Below are 22425 nucleotides of genomic sequence, written 5' to 3' on the forward strand. Positions count from 1 at the left end.
AGAATCAAGAAGAATAAAGCCGTTTGTTGTGAATTTTACCAGTCAGAGATCACCGTATACGAACGTGTATGTAGACGCCAGTCTCAATGCCGCCCATGTGGAGTGTGAGCGGTTTATACCTAGTGCCACTTTCAGGCAAAACCTGCTGTCCATCATAGAACTCATCAAAGCCAAGAAGTTGTTCGCCTGTATCTATGACATACGTAAACTGAAGAGCCTGCCGCCCCAAGACCAGGATTGGTTTATTGACGTGGCCTTCCCGCTGCTCATAAAAACGTCTCTGCGTAAGATAGCGGTACTGGAATCTGCCACCAGTGCCGGCTTACTGGACTTAAACCAACTGGTGTACACCCACTATCCTTCCATTCCCTTTGAGTTGCAGTATTTTGAAGACGTGGCCTCTTCTTTGGAATGGATCTCCAACCCACTGCCCACCGTAAACGAATCTTCCTTTGCTACCCGTAAAGAAATGGCGCCGGCTTTTTAAGGAACAGAACACGTACTAACGCCTGCTTTGCGTAGAATAGGCGTACTCTTCCAGATACCCGTATTTCCCGCACAGCTTACCGTTCTTGGCGATAGTCGCATTCTTTAAAACGCCCTCTTTGTCGCCGTTAAACAAATGCGGCAGAATCTTGTCAATTATCTGCCGGCCAAAATCGCGCGACGCGTTTCTGGGCAACTCACAGGGCAGATTGTCTACCGCCATCACCGTAATGTTCTTCTCAGAGCTGTAGGCCTCCTCCAAATCATTTGTCCAGGGATTGTAGTCAAATGCCGGATCTGCGATGGTGGCCGCCCGCTTGGTGCACGGGATGGAACCGTCTACGTCACAGGTGATGTCGGCAATGGTGTTGATCCTGAAATCTGGGCGCTGCATGTCTTCCTGGGTGAACAGCACGGGGGCCGCCGGGTTCCAGTACGCACACGCCATGAGCAGGTCGGTTACCTTAGCGAACTTCTGGAACGAAGATGTATACAGGTGTGGGCTCTGGTAGAAATCCTGAGAGTCCCATACCTCTACATCGGGCCGCACGTGGTAGTCTGAGGAGCGCAGCTGCACAAACACCGGCTCAGAGAACTCTTTGTAGAGGTAATCAAAGACGCTTACTTTTTTGATGCCCATGCGCTCCAGCACCTCAATGGCCCCCTTCGCCACCCTGCCGCCGCCGGTCACCGCAATCTTGATGCTGGGCAGCGTTTTCACCTTGAAGAACTCCTCCAGCATGTCTTCCATGTCTTGGCACTGGTGCGCGGGCTTCAGGTGGTAGAGGTTCCATTTACGGCCGTAGGTGAGCAGGCCGTTGTACGCGCCCACAATCCCGGCCCATCGGCCGAAGGCCACTTCCCGCTCGCCTTGCGCGTTGGTGATGGTCTCGTAATCAATGAGGGTGATCTTCTTCTCCAGAATGGCTTGCAGCAGCTTCTGATTATGGGCTTGTTTCTTGATGGTGTGCGAAAAGAAGAAATAGGTTTTATTTGGAAGCAACTGGTCTACGGGCACTTCTTTCACCCCGAACAGGACATCGCAGGAACTCAGGTCTTCTTTCAGCGGAATGCCCAGGTTGGCGTACTCTTCGTCTGAGAAACACCGGATGGGGCTGGGCTGCACCACCAGTTGCACCTGCGGGAAAGTTTGCAGCACCTCCAGGCATTTTTTGGGCGTGAGGGGCACGCGCTTGTCCGTGGGCACCTTTCCTTCGCGTAGTACACCAATCTTTATTTTTTCCATAGGGCAATGATCCAAGGGCAGGCTGAACCTGACGTTATGCAATTCTGCTGGTGGCTCCTCCCGGCGAGGCCGGAGACTCGTTTCATCCCGTAGCACGCGGCTTGAGCCCCGCGCCAGTACTTTCTTAACCTGTGAGGTCTTGGAGACCTCACAGGTTTTGGGGCTGTTTTCCGCAAAACAGCCCCAAAACGCATCAGCGGGATGCCTCCTCTTTACGGGCAAGGAGGCTCTCTCTTGCCAACGGGCAGAGGGAGCGTTTTAAGGCTGTTTCTTTGAAAATAGGGCAAAAACCCTTTTTCCCCTCCTAGCCGGTGCCGCAATTTAAGGGCTCTCTCTGTAAATAGTGAATTTTAACCCGTACTTTTGTAAAATCATTTGCACCAAACATTTGTTACAGAGCAAAAGAACTTATCTACCTAAATTCCAGCGATAAATGATCTTTAAAACCAAGCCTGCCGATATCTTTAAAGAACGCCACAATGGCCCTGTAAAAGAGCAGATGCAGGAAATGCTGCAAACCATTGGGGCCGCGTCTTTAGACCAACTGATAGATGAAACGGTGCCGCCGGCTATTCGCCTGAAGAAACCGTTGAACCTGCCTGCTCCGTTGACCGAGCGCGATTTCCTGCGGAAGTTCGCCAAGATCGCGAAGCAGAACAAACTGTACAAATCCTACATCGGGTTGGGGTACCATGACACCATCCTGCCGCCGGTGATCCAGCGGAACATCTTTGAGAACCCGGGTTGGTACACTGCTTATACGCCTTACCAGGCCGAGATTGCCCAAGGCCGCTTAGAGGCCCTGATCAACTACCAGACCCTGATCATTGACCTGACCGGCATGGCCATCGCCAACGCGTCTTTGCTGGATGAGGCTACCGCCGCCGCTGAGGCCATGAACCTGCAATACTCCCTGCGCAAAGGCAACCGCAAAAACGCGAACCGCTACTTTGTGTCTGACCAGGTATTGCCGCAAACCCTGGACGTATTGGTTTCCCGCGCCACGCCGCTGGGCATTGAACTGGTGATGGGTGATCACCGCAAGCTGAACGTACAGGACGACACCTTGTTTGGTGCTTTGGTGCAATACCCGGCCGCCGACGGGGAGGTGTTCGATTACACCAGCTTCATTTCCCAGGCCCACGAGGCGGGCGTACCGGTAGCCGTGGCCGCTGATCTGTTGAGCTTGACCTTGCTGAAATCACCGGGTGAGATGGGGGCTGATGTAGTCATCGGTTCTTCGCAGCGCTTCGGAATTCCCATGGGCTATGGCGGGCCGCACGCCGGTTTCTTCGCGACCAAAGACGAGTACAAGCGGTCTATCCCGGGCCGTATCATTGGTTTGTCTCAGGATGCGTTCGGGCAGAAAGCCTACCGCATGGCCTTGCAGACCCGTGAGCAGCACATCCGGAGAGAGAAAGCGACTTCTAACATCTGTACCGCCCAGGTTTTATTGGCGGTAATGGCCGGCATGTACGCGGTGTACCACGGCCCGCGCCGCCTGAAATACATCGGTCTGAACATCCACAGCCTGACTCAAATCTTGGCGAAAGGTCTGGAGCGTTTAGGCTTTGAGCAACTGAACGAAAACTACTTTGACACCCTGAACCTCCGCATAGAGAGCGCGGAGTTGCAACAAGCCATCCGCCGGGAAGCCGAAGCGGCGCAGATCAACTTCCGCTATTTCGGGGACAACAACATCGGGATTTCCATCAACCAGAACACAGATCTGGACGAGGTGAAGGAGATTCTGGCCGTTTTCGCGAAAGTAGCCGGTAAACCGGATGCCACGCTGGAATTGGACGCCATTCCGGAGGAAACCGAGATTACCTGGCCAGAAGCCTTGATCCGGACTTCTCCTTACCTGCAGCACGAGGTTTTCAACAAGTACCACTCTGAGAGCGAAATCCTGCGTTACATGAAGTACCTGGAGAACAAAGACTTTTCTTTGACGCACGGTATGATTCCGCTGGGTTCCTGCACCATGAAACTGAACGCCACCGCCGAGATGATTCCAGTGACCTGGCCAGAGATCGGGCAGATGCACCCCTTCGCCCCGGCCGACCAAGCCCAAGGCTACGCGCAAATCTTCCAAGACCTGGAAGCGTGGTTATGCGAGATAACCGGCTTTGCGGCCATGAGCTTACAACCCAACTCCGGTGCCCAGGGCGAATACGCCGGTCTGATGGTGATCAGAGCCTACCACGAAGCCCGCGGCGACCATCACCGCAACATCTCCTTGATTCCATCCTCGGCGCACGGCACCAACCCTGCCTCCGCAGTGATGGCCGGCATGAAAGTGGTGATTGTGAAGTGCGATGAGAAAGGCAACATTGACGTAGCAGACCTGAGAGCGAAAGCCGAGGAGCATAAAGATGACCTGTCTTGCTTGATGGTAACCTACCCGTCTACCCACGGCGTGTACGAGGAAAGCATTATTGAGATCTGCGAACTCATTCACCAGAACGGGGGCCGCGTGTACATGGACGGGGCCAACATGAACGCCCAGGTAGGCTTGACCTCTCCGGCGAACATCGGTGCTGACGTGTGTCACCTGAACCTGCACAAAACCTTCTGTATTCCGCACGGCGGGGGCGGCCCAGGCGTAGGCCCAATTGGTGTAGTAGCAGATCTGGCTCCTTTCCTGCCCGGCCACGCGGTTGTAGACCTGGAACGCCCGGAAGCGATCAACGCAGTATCGGCGGCCCCTTGGGGTAGCGCCAGCATTCTGCCCATCTCTTACGCCTACATCAACATGATGGGCGGCGAAGGGTTGACCGAGGCCACCAAAATGGCGATCCTGAACGCGAACTACATCAAGGCGCGCTTAGAGGAGCACTACCCGGTATTGTACGTTGGCTCCAACGGCCGTTGCGCCCACGAGATGATCTTAGACTGCCGCTCTTTCAAGAAGGCCGGGGTTGAAGTGGAAGACATTGCGAAGCGTCTGATGGACTACGGTTTCCATGCGCCCACTGTATCGTTCCCAGTGGCCGGTACCTTGATGGTGGAGCCTACGGAGAGCGAGAGCAAAGAAGAGCTGGACCGTTTCTGCGCCGCCATGATCTCCATCCGGGAGGAAATCCGGGAGATTGAGGAAGGTGCCGCTGATCAGAAAAACAACCTGCTCAAAAACGCGCCGCACCCGGCCCACGTGGCCCTGGCCGAGCACTGGTCTTTCCCGTACACCCGCGAGCGCGCCGTTTACCCAGTGCCTTACACCCGTACCGCTAAGTTCTGGCCAACCGTGAGCCGCATTGACAGCGCGTATGGCGACCGTAACCTGGTGTGTAGCTGCGCTCCTATTGAGGCCTACAACGAGCAAGGCGAAGAGATGAAAGCCATTTAAGTTCAATAGGAATATCAGTTCAGAAAACGCCTGCGGAGCTTCCGCAGGCGTTTTTGTTTTAAGCCTATTTTACAGAAAACAGCCTGGAAACGGCCCTTCAGACAAGTTAAAAATGCCCGCAAAAAAATAAACCGTTCGGTATAATATGGGCATAGTTTTTGTGTATAATCACAACGGACAGACATTTCCCGAAACACTTTCCTCAGTTCAGATATTATCCTTCAAAGCAGGGGAAGCGGTTCTCAAGTGATGTTCTTTCTATTCTTTAAACACTAAAACGGTATACATCCTATGAAACCATTCAGTAAGATAGCAAAGTGGGTAATGGGGGTAATGATGGGACTACTGGTGGTAGGTTTCACCGGCTGTGCCACCACGTACAACGTTGCCACTGACTTTGACAAAGGCACTAATTTTCAGGCGTACAAAACCTGGCGTTGGTACCAGGATCAACCCGTTGCGAAGGATTCTACCAATCGCAGCTACACCACGTTTTTAGACAAACGGGTGAAAAACGCGGTAGAAACTGAGATGCAGCGTAGAGGCTTCCAGAAAGCTTCTGCTTCTGACAAACCAGACATGTTGCTGGCCTATGACTTCACCATTGAGAACCAGCAACGTTTGCGTCCTGACTTTATGAGCATCCCGTCTATTGGCTACGGCTATTGGTACGGCTACCGTTATGCCTACACCTACAACCGTCTGTATAACACCACCACGGTACAGGACTATCAGGAAGGCACCTTGATTCTGGACGTGGTAGATGCCAAAAGCAATGAACTGATCTGGCGCGGAAGCAGCGCTACTGCCGCTACTGAGCGTTCCTTAACCGATGAGAAGGTGCAGGCGATTGTTTCCAGCATCTTGGCAAAATTCCCGCCTCAGGCTGAGGAAAGGGCCACTGCCCGCCGGTAATTAACTGCCGTTTTCTTGAAAATAGCCTAGAAACCCCTCCCTGTGGCGAGGGGTTTCTTTTTTTGTAGAGGCTTTATTTACGCTCATCCCCTTCTCCCCTTTGTCATCTGGAAGGATCTTGTAGGCGAACGGTAATCATGCCTGTTCCCTACTGATGATACTTTCTCCTTGTTTTACAAAAGAAAACGCCTTCCATAGAATAGAGGCCTTTCTAGTTCGCCCACAAGATCCTTTCAGGATGACAGAGAAGGGAGAGTGAGAGAGGGAAAAAAGGTAGAAGCGAGAGAGAAGAAGGGTAGAAGCAGAATGAGATTAAGCCAGAAAGCAGAACAGCGGTGACACAAAGTGTCAAAAAAGTAGTCAGCCAGAATATTTTTGAGGTGTTTTCTGAAAAATAGGCTTAGAGCTTGTTTAAATTTCATCTTTGCGCTACAAACGACCATAAAAAGAACCTGCGTTCACCTTTTTCTCGCACCGTAGCGCTGCTACGCTGCTCAAAAAACGCTTCCGCAGAACCTTTCTCTGGCCGTTTTCGCCAGCAAACCTCAAATTTAAACAAGCTCTTAAAACAGAACTAGGTCTACTCCCATTCTCCTGTATGCATACGATCCCTAAACATTAACCTGACCTCCCGCAAAACTGCTCATGGTTCCCGGCAATTCTGGAGACTCGCTTCATCCGGTGGCACGAGACTAGAGTCGCGCGCCAGTACTTTCTACCTGTTTGCTTCCGTAATGCCGCCTGCTCCAAAGACCTCGTAGCGGGCGCAGCTCCTTCAAGTGTCTGCGCCAATACCGTTTATAGCCCGTTTTCCGCAAAACAGGCCTATAACGTGGAAGCCTTTAAGGTCTCCAAGGCCTCACAGATTTAAGTCAACTCAGTAGGGTGAGGCCCAAAACGTACTTCCCAGAAATGCTGCCAAACAAAAGAGCCACCTTTCTAGGTGGCTCTTTTGTTTCACTTCTTGAGAAGGTTTATCTAGTCTTACTTGATCTTGAATTCGGTTCTTCTGTTCATCTGGTGCTCGTCTTCGGTACATTCTACCCCGTCTGCACAGCGGTTTTTCAGCTTGGTTTCTCCGTAGCCTTTCCAGGTGAGCCGGTTGCGGGCTATGCCTTGGCTTACTAGATATTCCACTGCTGACTGGGCCCGGCGCTCAGAGAGAATCTGGTTGTAGCCGTGGCCTTCGCGGCTATCAGTGTGTGAACCTAGTTCAATCTTTATGCTGGGGTTATCCTTCAGCATGCGTACCAGTTTGTCCAGTTCCAAAGCGGCATCTGGGCGGATATTCCATTTATCCAGATCATAGTAGATGTTCTCCACGGCAATGGTCTGCTCCCGCTGGCTTTTGTCAAAGATGAGCGTGACGCGGGTGGTATCTGCCAGGTTTACCGTATCAATGGCTACTAGGGCAGATTGAGTCAAGAAGCCGAATTTCTCGCCTTTCAGATCATACGTAGAGCCTTTCATCACGCCAAACTTGTATTCGCCGTTGCGGTCTGAGAAGGCCACGGTAGAGTCTGCAGTGTTCTGCGGAGTCAATTTCAGGCGGACATCGGCCAGCGGCTGATTGATGCTGTTCTTGCCTTTCACCTGCACCCGTTCTAAGGTAGTTACCAGCAGAACAGCGTTGCTCAACAGCTTAAAGGAGTAGATGTCATCTGTGCCGTTGTTGCTGTCGCGGTTAGAAGACAGGTAACCCGCCAGGCTATTTCCGGCTCCCCGCATGAACACCATCCCGAAATCATCTTTAGGAGAGTTAATAGGTGTGCGCAGATTTTCCGGCGTAGTCCAGGTGGTACGGCTGCCCTTCGCTTTGAACACATCCAAGCCTCCCAGCCCGGGGTGCATGTCTGAGGAGAAATACAGGTTACCGGCTTGGTCAAAGCCCGGGAACATTTCTTTGCCGCTGGTATTGATGGTGTTACCGGCATTTACCGGCTGACTCCAGCTTCCGTCAGACTGAAATTCTGAGAAGTAAATGTCCGTTTCGCCGTAGCCACCGGGCTGGTCAGACACAAAGTACAGCACTTGCCCGTTGGGCGAAATGGCCGGATGGCCTACGCTATATTCGTCTACCTTGTTGTATTTGAAGGGTTTTACTCCTGCCCAGGCAGAACCGTTCCGCCGCGCCGAATAAATCTCCAGCCGGTTCACGTACTCGTTCTCAATCGGTTCCACTACCCAACTGGTAGGATCCATGTTGGCATTCTCCGGCACTTTCTTCACCATTTTGGTGCGGGTAAAGTACAGCGTAGTATTACCGGAGTCTAGCACCGCGGGGCCGTCATGGTACACCGAGTTTAAGGTGGCACTGGCTAGGGTTGGCGGTTGCCAGGTACTGTCTTGGTTGCGTTGGGCATAGAACATTTGCAGATACGGACGACCCGTCCAGCCATAAGCGCCGGCATCTATGGCTTTGGCGTTGCCCATGCTACCACCCCGGTCTGAGGTGAACAAGATGCCGTCTTCATAAACCGTTGGGCTGAAGTCTGAATTTCCGGAGTTGATCTGGGTTTCATTGACGACAATGGCGGTGGGTGGCTCCTCCAGCAATTTCAAGGCTGCATCAGTTGCCTGGGCCTTCGCGTGGGCTTTGGCGGCTTCGGCGGGTACTTTAATGGCGTACTCCTGGTATTGGGTTTTGGCCTCAAAGTACTTCCCGTTGCTTCTCAGCGCCTCAGCGTAGTAATAGGTATTGATAGGATCAGCTTCGGGCATGGCCACCACTTTAGCGTACCACTGCTCTGCCTGCACGGTACGGCCGGTGAGGCGGTAAGAATCTGCCAGCCGCTGGGCACCTTGCAAATCTGGGGTCTTTTTGGCAAAAACCTCCTGAAACTCCTCTATGGCGAGGGCATAATCATAGTTCTCATACAGCCTGTCGGCTTTACGAGTGGTTTGGCAACCGCTCAAGGCTACACTACCGGCAATGAAGGAAAGTAAAAGAGATTTGTATAATTTATACATAGATGCGTCTGGTTAGAATTAGAAATACCGGGGGGTCACCATTTTGGTCTCTTCCTTTTTCAGGAAACTGTATCCAACAGATATTTCATGGGTGCTCAAATCATTGAGGTTGCTGTGCAGCGTAAAGTCATAGGCGTAGCCTAAGCGTAGCCGTTTGGTCACATACAATTCTGCTATGGCTACCAGGGCATCTTTGGAGCTTAGGCCTTTGCCTTCAAAATCATTCTTGAAGATGTTCATGGCCGTACGGTAACTGCCTCCCAGCCAAATGCGCTCCCCAAACAGGAAAAAAGCGTTAAAATCTACGTTGGTAGGGCCATCAAAATTCTCTTTGAGCATGATGCTGGGTTTCACCTTGATATTCCGGCTGATGTTTGCCACATACCCCACGTTCAGGAAGTAATGGCGCTCCGGGTCATAGTTGATGTCCTTGTCAATGCCCAATAGATCAGTCACCGACACACCGGCGTAGAACCGCTCTGTATGGAAGAAGATACCGGCTTTCAGGCTAGGGCTCCAAGTAGTTTCTTTCTGGGCATTTACCACGGCAGGGTCGTCCTGGTCGTTCCCGGTAACCAGCTTGGTGCCGTCCACCGCAAAGTGCGACACCCCGGCGGCCAACCCGAAGGAAAGCACACCGGTTTCACTTACCGGCACTTTCACGGCGGCGTCCACCTCTATGTTCTTGCGGTTTTGAGCGAAGATTTCATCTCTGGTGGCATGAAAACCCAGCCCTATCCGGCTGTTGTTGGTGAGCCCGTCTATGCTGAAGGACTGGGTATTGGGCGACCCTTGCAGGCCCACCCACTGGGTACGGTGGAAGGCATTGATCGTGAGTGTTTCCTTACTCCCGGCGTACGCCGGATTGATCACCAGTTGGTTAAAAATGTACTGCGAAAATTGAGCCCTGTGCTGCGCCCAACTGCTCACCGCGCCTAGCATGGCTATACTTATGATTAAAAGTCTTTTCATTTCTGCTTGAAATTTATTTTTGGAATGTCTCTGCTTAGCGAACTACCTGTACCGGGCCTCTGAACACCTGGTCTTTGCCATCACAGCCTCTCACGCGCAGCACATAGAAATAAGTGGCTTCTTCCAGGCCGCTGGCCATCCAGTTATTCTTATAGCCTTTGGTTTTGTAGATCTCATTGCCCCAACGGTTGTAAATGGTCAGGTCATTGTCTGGGAAGTTCAGCAGGTTCCGGATTACCAGCGCATCGTTGATGCCGTCGCTGTTAGGGCTGAATACCGTGGGAACCACAATCTCAGTACCCGCATCAGAAGCTCTTACTTCGGCCGAGGCCAAGCCACTAGAGCAGGTGCTGGCATTGCTGGCGCTCACGGCAAGGGTGCCCACCGCATTCAAGTCAGAGGATTTAAGCGTCACAGAGGTGCCCGTAGCGGTGGTGCTGTTGTCTGCAAACGTGAAGCCAGCAGGCGCTGTCCAGGTATACACCAACCCGGCAACAGGGTTAGAGATAGAGTAAGCCAGACCTGTACACGGGCCACTGTTATTGATAATGACCGGGGTAATAGGGGCCGGATTTGGGACAACATCTTGCGTAGAAGCCGTAGCGGTACCGCAGGCGTTCGTTGCCACTACCGTTACTCTACCAGGGCCTGTTCCGGCTTTTACCTGTACCTGCGTACCAGTAGCGGCACTTGTTCTTTCCCAGCCGGTTCCGGTCACGCTCCAAGTGTACACCACGCCTTCTTCCGGTTGCGCTATGCTGTACTGGTACGTAAGCGCAGAACATAGTCCGGTTACCTGTGGAGTGGTAATGACCGGAGTAGCAGGTGCCGCTCTCACAATCAATTCTACCGGGAAAGCCACACTGTTCTGGCAATTACCCAAAGCCACCGCCACTACCGTAATAGAATACGTTCCAGGCAAAGTGGTAGCGCCTGCTTTGATTGTAAAGGCAGAAAGTGATTGAGATTCTATGACCAGGCCGCTGGTAGGCGGCACTACTATGGCCAGGCTGGTGACCCCAAAAGAGACGTTGCTCACCGCGTAGGTTACAGAACCGTTGGTACATACTTCGCGGGCTCCTACCACATTGGGCAGTTCTGGCCGCACACAGATGGTAGCGTCATCAGACTCATCGCCGCCGCCAATAACGGCGGTGTTCGTGATCAGACCCAGCACCGTGGTTTTGGCGGTAATGCGTAAGGTGGCCGTTTGGTTAGCGTTTAGCGAGCCGATGGCCCAAACTCCCGTGGTGGCGTTGTAGGTTCCCTGGCTTGCTTCTGTGGGAGGCAATAATGATAGCCCAGCCGGCAATTTATCTTCTACGGTTACATTGGTGGCGTCTCCCGGCCCGGTGTTGGTGACCTGTATGGTATACATCACGTTCTCCCCAATAATGAAGTTGGTGCCATTGGCTGACTTCGAGATTCTTAAAGTAGCATTGACCGGAGGATTATTTCCGGGAGTACCATCATCTCCATCACCACCGTCGTCATTGCCGTCTCCGTCATCATCCCCCTCATCGCCGCCATTGTTGTCACCGGTACCTGTCGTAACTGGCTCTGGCAGAGAGATGTTGTTATTGTTAAGTGCTATGTCTCCCGCAGCCGAAAGAACCCGGCCTACCAGACTGGTACCCAGGCTAAGCAGCGCATTGTTCTGCACCACGAAGTTCCCGCTTAGATTGGAAGGTGCTCCCACCACTCCGCCTGTGCCAACGGTTATGTTTCCGGTTACCCGAAAGAAGATGTTGTTGACGCTGGCATTGAAAACATTGATGGCAGAGCCTGGATCAATGACCAGATCGCCATTTACCTGAATGATGAAAATGGAGTTGGGGTTGTTCTGCCCATCAAACTTAAGGCGGCCGCTAATGCGGGCATTGCCATTGTAGTTGTAGACACCCCGGTTAAGCGTGGTGCCCCTCACCGCCGCATCAGAGGCAGTGAATCCGCCGCCCAGCGTTTGGCCGGTTAAATCCTGGGTAGAAGTGAATTGGCCCAGTTCATTGTACACCCGTACCACGTCTGTTTTGGCTTTCGCCGCCGCCGTAGTACCGCGCTCAATATCACCTACTACAATACCCGTGGTAAAACCGGTAACCAGATTACCGGGCGAAGTACCTAGATCACCATACACCACACTACTACCGGTACTATTCACAGCAGTAGTGCCTAACACCGCGAAACCACGCGCCTCTCCAAGGGAAGGAGGGTTTAGGGTTTGGGCACTTATGGAAAGAGAGACAGCAAACAATGCTGCAATGAGATGTAAAATTTTCTTCATGTAAACTTTAAAAGAATTGACAGAAACAGGAAAGACAAATAAATTATATTTAAAATACCATATATTTTATAGTTTTAATTAAAATGAATAATTCAAGAAATCCAGCAAAAGACAAAAGTTACTTGTAATCAGCAACTTGAAGCCATTGTCTCAAATGAGAAAAACTGGGTTATTTGAATAAAACAAGTGTTAAACAAACATTACTTAAAGCAGAATATTTATTTTTCTGGCAAGTTAAGTATAAATACGCAGGTTGTTAGTTTTATTTAAAGGCAAATATGATCTATTTCTTAAAAAAAACACAAACATACATAACTATTCAAACATCTTTCTACCTAATATTTCATAACCTCTATTTTTAATCTCTGTATCAACCTACTCTGATTAATGCAAACAGCCCTTAAAACAAGAAGCTCCGCCAATTGGCGGAGCTTCTTGTTTTAAGGGCTGTTTTGTAAAAAGAGCATCTAAACGCTACACGTGCACATGGCGCTCAGCGTGGTAGGAAGATCTCACCAGAGGGCCAGATTCTACGTACTTCAAACCCCGGCGCAAGCCTTCTTCTTTGTAATGCGCAAACAAATCTGGGTGAATGAATTCGGCTACTTCCAGGTGCATTTTGGTAGGCTGCAGGTATTGGCCTAAGGTAAGAATGTCTAACCCGTTGGCGGCTAAATCATCCATGGCTTCATAGACTTGCTCCTGTGTTTCGCCCAGGCCTAGCATAATGCCGGTTTTGGTGCGCTTGCCGTATTCCTTGATGCGCCTGATCTGCTCCAGGCTACGGTCATATTTGGCCTGCGGACGCACCTGACGATAAAGGGCTTTCACGGTTTCCACGTTGTGGGAAACTACTTCCTGCCCGGCAGAGATCATTACTTCCAGGGCTTCCCAGTTCGCTTTCACGTCTGGGATAAGCGTCTCTATGGTGGTTTCGGGAGAAAGCTTCTTGATCTGCACAATGGTTTCATGCCAGACGCTGGCGCCACGGTCTTTCAGTTCATCGCGGTTCACCGAGGTGATCACGGCATGCTTCACGCCCATGAGTTGGATGGCTTCGGCCACGCGGCGGGGCTCATCTAAATCATATTCGTTCGGTCGGCCCGTGGCCACGGCGCAGAAAGAGCAGGAGCGGGTACATACGTTGCCCAGAATCATGAAAGTGGCCGTGCCGGCCCCCCAGCACTCTCCCATGTTCGGGCAGTTTCCGCTTTCGCAGATGGTATGTAGCTTATAGGTGTCTACCAGTTGTCTGACTTTGGCGTATTCTTTGCCCACGGGCAGTTTCACGCGCAGCCAGTCTGGCTTACGGGTTTTAGTTTGAGCTTCTGCTGGTTGGATAACCGGCAACGCAATCAATTGATCCATGGCACAAAGGTACTAAGTAAGGAGCGGATAGGCAAAAAACAGCCAGGGGGAAAGGATCGTTCAACGGCGACGCCCGTAATACAAGGTAAGGTAAACAGACATGAATACGTTGCGGGTAGGGGCATCCGGAATAATGGTGATATCTCCGGCCAGGGCTTCCAGCAGCATACCCACTTCAATACCGGTCACGCTCTCCATGTAACGGCCGTACTCAAAGGATACACCCGCCTTCACGTTGGCGCCTACTCTGAAACTTGGCTCACTTAAGCCTTTGAAAACACCCGGAGCCCCCACAATCAACCCTTCATTGGTATGGATATTGGGGTCATACTGCTCTGTACTGATGAGTACGGGGCCCGACAGATAATATTGCTGCGTTCTGGGATCTAACACATAGTTGCTGCGGTCATACTCAATAAAGTAGGGGGCCATGATGCCCAAAGACGGGCCAGCCGCCACTATCCCGTTCACCTGTACGCCAGATTCAGCCGCTTTCCTGAAAAAAGTGTATTCCCGGCCGTACTGCGGTCTCAGGACAAACAGATAATTGTTTTTGCCATTGATGAAGGAGGCTCCGTTCTGCAGGTTTTGCAGGCGGGTTTCTTTGGGGTGTTTGACCTCTACGCCTTCCAGGGCCCAGAACTGGTACCATTTTCCACCCATATGGTACACCTGTTTGATCATGGCTCCGCCCAGAAGCCCACCGTTGGAGTTAAAGTTGAGCCCGTAGGTGAACTCCCTGGAATAGCCTTCCTCTTCTTCAGCGGTTTGGGCAAACGCCAACCCAACAGGAAGAAAGCATATGGTCACAAGCACCAATAGAAATCTGCGCACAGAGCAAAAGGCTAAGTTTTGTTTAAAAGTAAGTAACTTTACAAGCACCTGCAAATCTTAAATAGTAAGAAAATGAGTTCAATGACACTAACCTATTCTGGTCAACTCCGCACCCAGGGAACCCATCTTGCCTCTGGCAACACCCTGGTCACAGATGCCCCCGTTGACAACAACGGCCGTGGTGAAGCGTACTCGCCCACTGATCTGGCTTGTAGTGCACTAGGCAGCTGCATGATGACCATCATGGGCATAGTGGCCGAACGCAACGCCATTGATTTAACCGGCATGACCATGGCCATCACTAAAAAGATGGCGGCCGACCCACGCCGTATCTCTGAGGTTGTGCTGGAAGTACAAATGCCCGCCAGAACGTTTACAGACAAAGAGAAGGCGATGCTTGAAAACGCGGCCCGCACCTGTCCGGTCGCCCTTAGCCTGCACCCAGACATCACCCAGTCGGTTTCGTTCCACTATGCTTAGCGCTGATATAGAACGAAATACCTTACGTATTTAATATAGGAGCTTGTTTAAACTTTGTCTTTTATGCTGCACCGGCCATAGAGAGAACCTGCGTTCGCGCTTTCATCGCCTTCGTAGCGCGGCTACGAGGCTTTGAAACCAATCTGCAGAACCTTTCTCTTGTCAGTTGAGCTTACGAAGCCAAAATCCAAACAAGCCCTAAAAAGAATCCCGCAGGAAGTAGTTTATCAATAACTACTTCCTGCGGGATCTGTTCTTCTGCTTAGGAGGCAAATCTCTTTACTTCCTGCAAACTGATGCCTAAATGGGAACCGTGGTAGTGGCACTGCCCGTCTTTGATAAGCAAGAGCTGCGGTGACTCATGCTTTACCGCAAAAGACTGCGCAATCTCCGCCGACACCGGCCGGTGGCTCAACAAGTCCAGATAATAGGGTTTCACATTCTCCAGGCCTGCATCTGCCCACTGCCGCTCCAATCTGCTTTTGGCGGTAGCACTGATGGAGCACGTGGTACTGTGCTTGAAGATGACCACGGGTTGTTCTCTTGACTCCTCTTTGATCTGCTCTATCTGCTCAATACTGTTAATAGGATTCCACTGCATGGTTTTGATCTGTAAAAGACTTAAAACAGAACGCCTTACTTTCTTTTGGCTTTTGCTAGGGCGCTCTTTTTAGAAAATAATTTAGGTTTCATGACCGCTGTGCCGTCTTCCTTGATAGGCATCAGGTCTTTCCTCTTCTTTAGTTTCCGGCCATTCTCCCCTCTTCGGTGGTTGTACGCATCCACGTTCAGATGTGATGCATTATAATCTGTTTCTATGCGCTTTGCTTCCTTGAGGCTGCTGCGGAGTTCCCGCTTTTGCTTACCGGCCGTGGTATACGCGGTCTGGGCAGCCACGGGCGGCAAAGTTGCCAGCACCAGACTCAAGACAAGAACTGCGAGGAACGTGTGTTTCATTTCAACCCTACTTTCTGGAAAAGGCTTTGCTTCCGTTTGGGAACCGGTATTCTGGTTTTCTTCTTTTTGAGCAAGCCCGCTTTGTCATAGTCCATGTCTCGCCCGCCGTAATCACGGCCTTCATCGGCTTGGTCTGCCTGGGTGATTTCCTTCTTCTTGAACAAGGAGAATTTCTTCTTTCCCGAGACATCGGGGCAAGCAATCCTGTTGGAGTTACAACCTCCCAAAATCAATCCCATGGACAGCAGCACCACTCCTGCCGCAAAGCGCGTCTTTTTCATACCTTGTTCAACCTAATTATATACGTATGGCTACTTGCGTTGGCTGTCCTGCTTTTTGTTTTAAGCCTGATTTCACAAAAACAGCCTTAAAACAGAAAGCTTTGTCTTTTAGAAACTTAGCAGCGCCTCTACTTTCTCTCTTAATCGTTTCACGGGCAAGAACTCCTGCTCCAGCGGCGGGGCAAACGGAATAGCGGTATCCAGACCACCCACGCGTATCACCGGCCCGTCTAACTGCGTGAAGCAGTTCTCAGAAATCCAGGCGGCAATCTCGGCCCCTATGCCACCCGTCAAGGTGTCTTCGTGCAGCACAATCACGCGGCCGGTTTTGGTGACGGTCTGCTGAACGGCTTCTTTGTCCCAGGGCAGCAGCGAACGCAAGTCCAGGATATCGGCAGACACGTCTGGCATGGTGCCCAGCAGTTGCTTGGCCCAGTGCACGCCCATGCCGTAGGTGATGATGGAAAAGTCGCTTCCTTCCTGCGCCAGGCGGGCCCGCCCTATTTCCACGGTGTAGTAATCGTCTGGAATGGCTTCTGACAGCGCGCGGTACAGCAGTTTGTGCTCAAAGAACATAACCGGGTTAGGATCTTCAATGGCCGCGTTCAACAGACCTTTGGCGTCATAGGGGGTAGACGGATACACAATCTTGAGGCCCGGCGTGTGGAAAAACCAGGACTCATTGCTCTGCGAGTGGAACGGCCCGGCGGCCGCGCCCGCGCCCGTGGGCATGCGCACCACCACATCGGCGTTCTGGCCCCAGCGGTAGTGGCTTTTGGCCAGATTATTCACAATCTGGTTAAAACCAGCGGTCACAAAGTCAGCGAACTGCATCTCCACCACGGCTTTTTTCTTCCGGATGGACATACCCAGCCCGATTCCCAGAATAGCCGACTCGCACAAAGGCGTGTTGCGGATGCGCTCTTTCCCGAATTTCTCTACAAAACCTTCGGTCACCTTGAACACGCCGCCGTACTCGGCTATGTCCTGGCCCATGATCACCAACTCCGGATATTTCTCCAGACTTTGCCGAAGCCCGTCAGACACGGCATCCACAAAGCGGCGCTCTGACCGGGTGCTGTCTTTGGGCTTCATCACCGTCTGGATGAAGGGCGCGTACATATCGGCTAATTCTTCCTTCACGTCTGGGACAGGCATGGGCGTGTTGTGCGCCACTTCCAAGCCGCGTTCAATCTCTTCCTTGAACTCCTCTCTGATGGCCGCCAGCAGTTTAGGCGTGAGCACTTTTTCATCCAGCAGGTACTTCTCAAAGTTCTCTACCGGGTCTTTCTTGCTCCAGCGCTCAAACAGTTCCTGCGGCACGTATTTGGTGCCCGATGCTTCCTCGTGCCCGCGCATTCTAAAGGTCATGGCCTCAATGAGCATAGGGCGCGGGTTCTTCCTGATGCTGTAGGCGGCCTGCCTTACCGTGTCATACACTTCCAGCACATTGTTTCCGTCAATCTGCAACGCATCCATGCCGTAGGCCGGGCCTTTGTCAATGAAGTACTGGCACTTGAACTGCTCATTGCTGGGCGTAGACAAGCCGTAGCCGTTGTTCTCAATGATAAAAATAACCGGCAGGCTCCACACGGCGGCCACATTCAGCGCCTCGTGGAAATCGCCTTCGCTGGCACCGCCGTCACCGCTGTACACCAGGGTCACTTTCTCGCGTTTGTCCAGCATCTCGGCCAGGGCAATGCCATCGGCCACGGCCAACTGGGGGCCCAGGTGCGAGATCATGCCCACAATGTGGTGCTCATTGCTCCCGAAATGGAAAGAGCGGTCGCGGCCTTTGGTAAAGCCGGTTTTCTTGCCCTGGAACTGCGCAAACAGGCGGTCTAACGGAATGTCGCGGCAGGTGAAAACGCCCAGGTTACGGTGCAGGGGCAGAATATACTCGTCCGGATCCAGCGCCAGGGTAGAACCCACCGAGATGGCCTCTTGCCCGATACCCGAGAACCATTTGCTCACTTTGCCCTGGCGCAGCAGAATCAGCATTTTCTCCTCAATCATGCGGGGTTTGAGAATACCCCGGTATAAGTGCAGCAGATCGTCGTCTGTGTAGTCTTTTCTGTTGAATTTCATGGTTTTCGCGGTTTCTGCGAGACGTAAATTTACGGAGTTCAATGAAGGGGCGAAATTCTAGCCCAGTTATTTTTACTTTTGTGGTTTAGGGCCTGTTTTTCAGAAATCAGGCCCTAAACGGAAACCCCGGCAGGGCATTGCAACACCGCAAGGCTCTCCGCGTTACTAGAATATCCTTTTGAAGGAGCATCTTTAGCCCTTTGTATATGATTCAATTCAAAGAATTCACCTTAGATAACGGCTTGCGCTGCCTTGTACACGAAGACACCACCACGCCCCTGGCGCTGCTGAACGTGCTCTACAACGTAGGCTCCCGCGATGAAGACGAACAACACACCGGCTTCGCCCACCTGTTTGAACACCTGATGTTCAGCGGATCGGTGAACGTGCCTAGTTATGACGAGCCCTTGCAGCAGGCGGGCGGTGAGAATAACGCCTTCACCTCAGCGGATATTACCAATTATTACCTCACCGTACCGGCCCAGAACATTGAAACGGGTTTCTGGCTGGAATCTGACCGCATGCTGGATCTGGCTTTCAACGAGAACGGCCTGGAAGTGCAGCGCAAAGTGGTGGTAGAGGAATTCAAGCAGAACTACCTGAACAAACCCTACGGCGATGTCTGGCTCAAACTTCGGCCGCTGGCGTACCAGCAGCACCCGTACCAGTGGGCCACCATTGGCAAGGAAGTAAGCCACATTGAAAACGCCGTGATGGATGATGTGCGGGCCTTTTTCAAGAAACACTACTCGCCTGCCAACGCCATTCTGGTCATCGCCGGCAACATCACCTTTGAGCGCGCAAAGGAACTCACCCAGAAATGGTTTGGGCCTATCCCGGGCGGCGAAAGGTACGAGCGCAATTTACCCGTGGAGCCCCGCCAGACCGAAGCCCGCTACCTGGAAGTTGAGGCCGAGGTGCCGCTGACCGCCCTCTACAAAGCCTACCACATGCCCGCCCGCACCAGCCCAGACTATTACGCCGCCGATTTGCTGGGCGATGTCTTGGGCCGCGGCGACTCATCCCGGCTGTACAATGAATTGGTGAAAGAGCAAAAGCTGTTCAATTCCATCTCGGCGTCGCCTACCGGTTCCATGGACCCCGGCCTGCTCATTATTCAGGGCAAACTGAACGTGGGCGTAGACCCACAGGAAGCCAATGCCGCCGTGGAAGCCATTCTGGAGAAAATCAAGGCCGAGCACATCAGTGAGGAAGAACTGCAGAAGGTAAAAAACCAGGCCGAGACTTCCATTGTCTTCTCAGAGATTGAACTGCTGAACCGCGCCCTGAACCTGGCCGTGGGCAAACTGATGGACAATCCCAACCTGGTCAATGAAGAAGGCGCTTTAATCCAGGCGGTCACCTCCGAAGACATTTTCCGGCAAGCCCAGGAAATTCTGCGTCCCGAGAACTGCTCCACGCTGCTCTACAAAGCCGCTCCCGGCAGCGAGGCAAGAGAAGACCTAGTAGAAATGTTGGAGGAGGAATAAGCCGTTTGGGGGCTGTTTTGCAAAAAACAGCCCCCAAACGGCTTTGTCAACTCAGGTGAATTCTCTGGAAAAGACTTCTTCTTCTTGTCAGAATCTGCTTCCGTTCACCCGAAAAAACCAAATCTACAGACCAAAGAGGAAAATGCGCTTTTAGCCTATTTTCCTAAAATAAGCCCTAAATCAACATACAGATGAGCTTTAATATTAGAACCGGCTTCGGCTATGACGTGCACCAGTTGCAGGAAGGCCTGGACTTTTGGCTGGGCGGCATTCAGATTCCGCATACCCACGGTGCCTTGGGCCACTCAGACGCCGATGTGTTAGTCCACGTGATCTGCGACGCCCTGCTGGGAGCCGCCAACCTGCGGGACATCGGGTTTCATTTCTCAGACCGAGACCCGCAGTACAAAGGCATTGACAGCAAGATCCTGCTGCGCGAGGTCATGAAACTGATCAGGGCCAAAGGCTATGAGGTGGGCAACATTGATTCTACCGTTTGTCTGCAGGAGCCCAAGGTGAACCCACATATTCCAGCTATGAAAACCTGCCTGGCCCAGGTAATGGAGGTAGCGGAGGAAGACATTTCCATCAAGGCCACCACTACTGAGCAGTTAGGGTTCGTGGGCAAGAAGGAAGGCGTGGCCGCGTACGCCACCGTGCTGATTCATCAGACTCCGGCCTAAACTACCACCTGCCCGTTTTTGCCTCAGTTTCGCGAAAACAGCCATAATACGACTATCGCTTGTTCGTTAGGCAGAAATTGAGTAGAATTAAGGTTATATACCAGAACAACAAACAATTTTCATGAAAAAGCATTTGTACACGCTGGGCATGGCCGCCGCTTTTCTGTCGGCTTGCTCCTCGTCCCAAACTCCTTCCGCTTCCAATGCGGGGGGTACGGCCACTGGCACCAACGCGACGGCAGCCACGGGTTCTGCTGCTGATCCCACGCAATACGCCAACACCATTACCGCCGCCGACATGGAGAAATACCTGCGCGTGCTGGCTTCTGATTCATTGGAAGGCCGCGAAACCGGCGAACGCGGGCAGAAAATGGCCGCCGAATACATTGCCAATCACTTCAAGTCCATTGGCGTGCCGGGCCCGGTGAAAACAGGTTCTAACCCGTATTACCAGACGTTTGACCTGGAGAAAAGCAGCTGGGGCGAAGGCTACGTAACCGTGGGTTCCAAAAGATTCACCATGGGCAAAGACTTTTTCGTGCTGGGTGCTTCGCCGTACCAGAACGAGGAAACTGCGCAGGTGGTATTTGCCGGATACGGCATTGATGACCCTGCCTACTCAGACTACACCAACCTGGACGTAACCGGCAAAGCCGTGGTGGTGCTGGCGGGTGAGCCTAAGAAAGCCGATGGCACTTATTTAATGAGCGGCACTGATAAAATGAGCACCTGGTCACAGGATGCCCGCACCAAAGCCGCCGCTGCCACCAAAAAAGGTGCGAAAAGTGTGTTGGTCGTAATGGGCACCACTGATGCGGAGTTCCAGCAGATGACCGGTCGTTACGCCGGCATGTTAACCCGCCCGTCCATTGGGTTTGGGGCGTCTACCGCGCAGCCGCGCGCCGCCAACATCTACATCTCGCCTTCTATGGCCGCCACCCTCTTGAACACCAAGCCTGAGCAGCTCCTGAACTACGGCGCATCGGTAGCCAAGGCTGGTAAAGCCGTGGCCTCTCCGTACAAAGCCGCCACCAACGTAAAAATCAAGACGGCCCGTAACAAGCAGCCGTTGCCTACTGAAAACGTGTTGGGCTACGTGGAAGGCACCGACCTGAAAGACCAACTGATTGTGATCAGCTCGCACTATGACCACGAGGGCATCAAGAACGGCGTGGTGTACAACGGCGCCAACGACGATGGTTCCGGCACCGTGGCGGTGATGGAATTGGCCCAGGCGTTCGCGCAGGCGAAGAAAAACGGCCACGGCCCGCGCCGCAGCATTTTGTTCCTGGCCGTAACCGCCGAGGAGAAAGGTCTGCTGGGTTCTGAGTACTACACAGACCATCCCATATTCCCGCTGGAGAACACCGTGGCAGATTTGAACATCGACATGATTGGCCGCCATGACAAAGAGCACGAAGGCAAGCCAGACTACATCTACGTGATCGGGTCAGACAAGCTTTCCTCTGAGCTGCACGCCATCTCTGAGAACGCGAACAAAACCTATACCAAGCTGGATCTGGACTACACCTTCAACGACCCCAACGACCCCAACCGGTTCTACTACCGTTCAGACCACTACAACTTCGCCAAGCACAACATTCCCATTGCGTTCTACTTCAACGGCGTGCATGAAGACTACCACCAGCCTACCGATGACGTGGAGAAAATCAACTTCCCGTCTGCCGAGAAAGTAGCCCGCCTGGTGTTCTACACCGCCTGGGACCTGGCCAACCGCACCGAGCGCATCAAAGTAGACAGCAATAAGAAATAAGCGCGACGCTGCGCGTTAGTCCAGAGTTCTGAGTCTGGAGTGCTGAGTTAAAACATTCTGGATTTAGATCTCTGGATTCAGGACTACTCCAAAAGAAAAAGGAGAGGGCACGTGCCCTCTCCTTTTTCTTTTGGAGTATATCTTATTGGCTGGTTCAACGTTATTTTTGTAGTTTGACAGCTTCTTCCAAAAGACAGGGCAGAAACCAATAGGTGCTTTTAGCCTATTTTCTTAAAAACTGCCTAAAA

The 22425-nt window shown here is 52.3% G+C and carries 17 protein-coding genes; 7 read left to right on the forward strand and 10 right to left on the reverse strand.

The features are described from left to right. The first annotated feature begins 28 nt into the window (after positions 1 to 28). Positions 29 to 487: a hypothetical protein gene (locus tag HHO50_RS13850; RefSeq protein ID WP_181306661.1), complete on the forward strand. Its 459-nt coding sequence runs from the start codon at positions 29 to 31 to the stop codon at positions 485 to 487. 15 nt (positions 488 to 502) lie between these two features. On the opposite strand, the gene HHO50_RS13855 is transcribed toward HHO50_RS13850, so the two are convergent. Next, positions 503 to 1732, reverse strand: coding sequence for an NAD(P)-dependent oxidoreductase (locus HHO50_RS13855; protein WP_181306662.1), 1230 nt, complete (start codon positions 1730 to 1732; stop codon positions 503 to 505). 433 nt (positions 1733 to 2165) lie between these two features. Here HHO50_RS13855 and gcvP point away from each other — a divergent pair, with 433 nt between their 5' ends. After that, a complete protein-coding gene (gcvP, locus tag HHO50_RS13860) occupies positions 2166 to 5081 on the forward strand; it encodes an aminomethyl-transferring glycine dehydrogenase (RefSeq protein ID WP_181306663.1) in 2916 nt (971 codons plus the stop codon). 291 nt (positions 5082 to 5372) lie between these two features. Beyond that, positions 5373 to 5996, forward strand: coding sequence for a DUF4136 domain-containing protein (locus HHO50_RS13865; protein ID WP_181306664.1), 624 nt, complete (start codon positions 5373 to 5375; stop codon positions 5994 to 5996). 984 nt (positions 5997 to 6980) lie between these two features. Here HHO50_RS13865 and HHO50_RS13870 read toward each other — a convergent pair. The 5 genes from HHO50_RS13870 to HHO50_RS13890 form a co-directional block, all read right to left on the reverse strand. Then, the gene (locus HHO50_RS13870) at positions 6981 to 8966 is read right to left on the reverse strand and encodes an OmpA family protein (RefSeq protein ID WP_181306665.1); all 1986 of its coding nucleotides are present in this window, start codon (positions 8964 to 8966) and stop codon (positions 6981 to 6983) included. Between the two features lie 18 nt (positions 8967 to 8984). Further along, positions 8985 to 9938 (reverse strand): type IX secretion system membrane protein PorP/SprF, encoded by a 954-nt coding sequence (locus HHO50_RS13875; protein ID WP_181306666.1) that lies wholly within the window; start codon positions 9936 to 9938, stop codon positions 8985 to 8987. 34 nt (positions 9939 to 9972) lie between these two features. Continuing rightward, positions 9973 to 12222: an ice-binding family protein gene (locus tag HHO50_RS13880; RefSeq protein WP_181306667.1), complete on the reverse strand. Its 2250-nt coding sequence runs from the start codon at positions 12220 to 12222 to the stop codon at positions 9973 to 9975. A gap of 474 nt (positions 12223 to 12696) precedes the next feature. Continuing rightward, the gene (lipA, locus tag HHO50_RS13885) at positions 12697 to 13581 is read right to left on the reverse strand and encodes a lipoyl synthase (RefSeq protein WP_181306765.1); all 885 of its coding nucleotides are present in this window, start codon (positions 13579 to 13581) and stop codon (positions 12697 to 12699) included. A 69-nt stretch (positions 13582 to 13650) separates the two neighbouring features. Next, complete coding sequence (locus tag HHO50_RS13890; RefSeq protein ID WP_370457596.1) at positions 13651 to 14424, reverse strand: hypothetical protein; 774 nt, start codon at positions 14422 to 14424, stop codon at positions 13651 to 13653. Positions 14425 to 14496: 72 nt separating this feature from the next. On the opposite strand from HHO50_RS13890, the gene HHO50_RS13895 reads away from it, so the two are divergent. Beyond that, positions 14497 to 14904 (forward strand): OsmC family protein, encoded by a 408-nt coding sequence (locus tag HHO50_RS13895; protein ID WP_181306668.1) that lies wholly within the window; start codon positions 14497 to 14499, stop codon positions 14902 to 14904. A 262-nt stretch (positions 14905 to 15166) separates the two neighbouring features. Here the strand turns inward: HHO50_RS13895 and ytxJ are convergent, their stop codons facing one another. The 4 genes from ytxJ to HHO50_RS13915 form a co-directional block, all read right to left on the reverse strand. After that, positions 15167 to 15505, reverse strand: coding sequence for a bacillithiol system redox-active protein YtxJ (gene ytxJ, locus HHO50_RS13900; RefSeq protein ID WP_181306669.1), 339 nt, complete (start codon positions 15503 to 15505; stop codon positions 15167 to 15169). A 35-nt stretch (positions 15506 to 15540) separates the two neighbouring features. Then, positions 15541 to 15861 carry a hypothetical protein gene (locus HHO50_RS13905; protein ID WP_181306670.1) on the reverse strand — a complete coding sequence of 107 codons (321 nt, stop codon included), beginning with the start codon at positions 15859 to 15861 and terminating at the stop codon, positions 15541 to 15543. Next, positions 15858 to 16142, reverse strand: a complete 285-nt coding sequence (locus tag HHO50_RS13910) for a hypothetical protein (RefSeq protein ID WP_181306671.1) — start codon at positions 16140 to 16142, stop codon at positions 15858 to 15860. The genes HHO50_RS13905 and HHO50_RS13910 overlap by 4 nt, the downstream gene beginning before the upstream one ends. A gap of 108 nt (positions 16143 to 16250) precedes the next feature. Beyond that, positions 16251 to 18230 carry a thiamine pyrophosphate-dependent enzyme gene (locus HHO50_RS13915; protein WP_181306672.1) on the reverse strand — a complete coding sequence of 660 codons (1980 nt, stop codon included), beginning with the start codon at positions 18228 to 18230 and terminating at the stop codon, positions 16251 to 16253. 206 nt (positions 18231 to 18436) lie between these two features. On the opposite strand from HHO50_RS13915, the gene HHO50_RS13920 reads away from it, so the two are divergent. From HHO50_RS13920 to HHO50_RS13930, 3 genes are all read left to right on the forward strand, one after another. Continuing rightward, on the forward strand, positions 18437 to 19720 hold the full coding sequence (locus HHO50_RS13920) for a pitrilysin family protein (protein WP_181306673.1): 1284 nt from the start codon (positions 18437 to 18439) through the stop codon (positions 19718 to 19720). 191 nt (positions 19721 to 19911) lie between these two features. After that, the gene (ispF, locus tag HHO50_RS13925) at positions 19912 to 20403 is read left to right on the forward strand and encodes a 2-C-methyl-D-erythritol 2,4-cyclodiphosphate synthase (protein WP_181306674.1); all 492 of its coding nucleotides are present in this window, start codon (positions 19912 to 19914) and stop codon (positions 20401 to 20403) included. Positions 20404 to 20524: 121 nt separating this feature from the next. Next, a complete protein-coding gene (locus tag HHO50_RS13930; protein WP_255478742.1) occupies positions 20525 to 22177 on the forward strand; it encodes a M28 family peptidase in 1653 nt (550 codons plus the stop codon). Positions 22178 to 22425: the final 248 nt, after the last annotated feature.

It is taken from the genome of Rufibacter sp. XAAS-G3-1, from assembly GCF_013623775.1.
Lineage (GTDB): Bacteria > Bacteroidota > Bacteroidia > Cytophagales > Hymenobacteraceae > Nibribacter.

Bases quoted from the DNA above. Each gene is read 5' to 3' on its own strand.
- HHO50_RS13855 (WP_181306662.1), bottom strand. From the start codon at position 1,732: ATGGAAAAAATAAAGATTGGTGTACTACGCGAAGGAAAGGTGCCCACG.
- gcvP (WP_181306663.1), top strand. From the start codon at position 2,166: ATGATCTTTAAAACCAAGCCTGCCGATATCTTTAAAGAACGCCACAAT.
- HHO50_RS13865 (WP_181306664.1), top strand. From the start codon at position 5,373: ATGAAACCATTCAGTAAGATAGCAAAGTGGGTAATGGGGGTAATGATG.
- HHO50_RS13870 (WP_181306665.1), bottom strand. From the start codon at position 8,966: ATGTATAAATTATACAAATCTCTTTTACTTTCCTTCATTGCCGGTAGT.
- HHO50_RS13875 (WP_181306666.1), bottom strand. From the start codon at position 9,938: ATGAAAAGACTTTTAATCATAAGTATAGCCATGCTAGGCGCGGTGAGC.
- HHO50_RS13880 (WP_181306667.1), bottom strand. From the start codon at position 12,222: ATGAAGAAAATTTTACATCTCATTGCAGCATTGTTTGCTGTCTCTCTT.
- HHO50_RS13895 (WP_181306668.1), top strand. From the start codon at position 14,497: ATGAGTTCAATGACACTAACCTATTCTGGTCAACTCCGCACCCAGGGA.
- ytxJ (WP_181306669.1), bottom strand. From the start codon at position 15,505: ATGCAGTGGAATCCTATTAACAGTATTGAGCAGATAGAGCAGATCAAA.
- HHO50_RS13905 (WP_181306670.1), bottom strand. From the start codon at position 15,861: ATGAAACACACGTTCCTCGCAGTTCTTGTCTTGAGTCTGGTGCTGGCA.
- HHO50_RS13910 (WP_181306671.1), bottom strand. From the start codon at position 16,142: ATGAAAAAGACGCGCTTTGCGGCAGGAGTGGTGCTGCTGTCCATGGGA.
- HHO50_RS13915 (WP_181306672.1), bottom strand. From the start codon at position 18,230: ATGAAATTCAACAGAAAAGACTACACAGACGACGATCTGCTGCACTTA.
- HHO50_RS13920 (WP_181306673.1), top strand. From the start codon at position 18,437: ATGATTCAATTCAAAGAATTCACCTTAGATAACGGCTTGCGCTGCCTT.
- ispF (WP_181306674.1), top strand. From the start codon at position 19,912: ATGAGCTTTAATATTAGAACCGGCTTCGGCTATGACGTGCACCAGTTG.
- HHO50_RS13930 (WP_255478742.1), top strand. From the start codon at position 20,525: ATGAAAAAGCATTTGTACACGCTGGGCATGGCCGCCGCTTTTCTGTCG.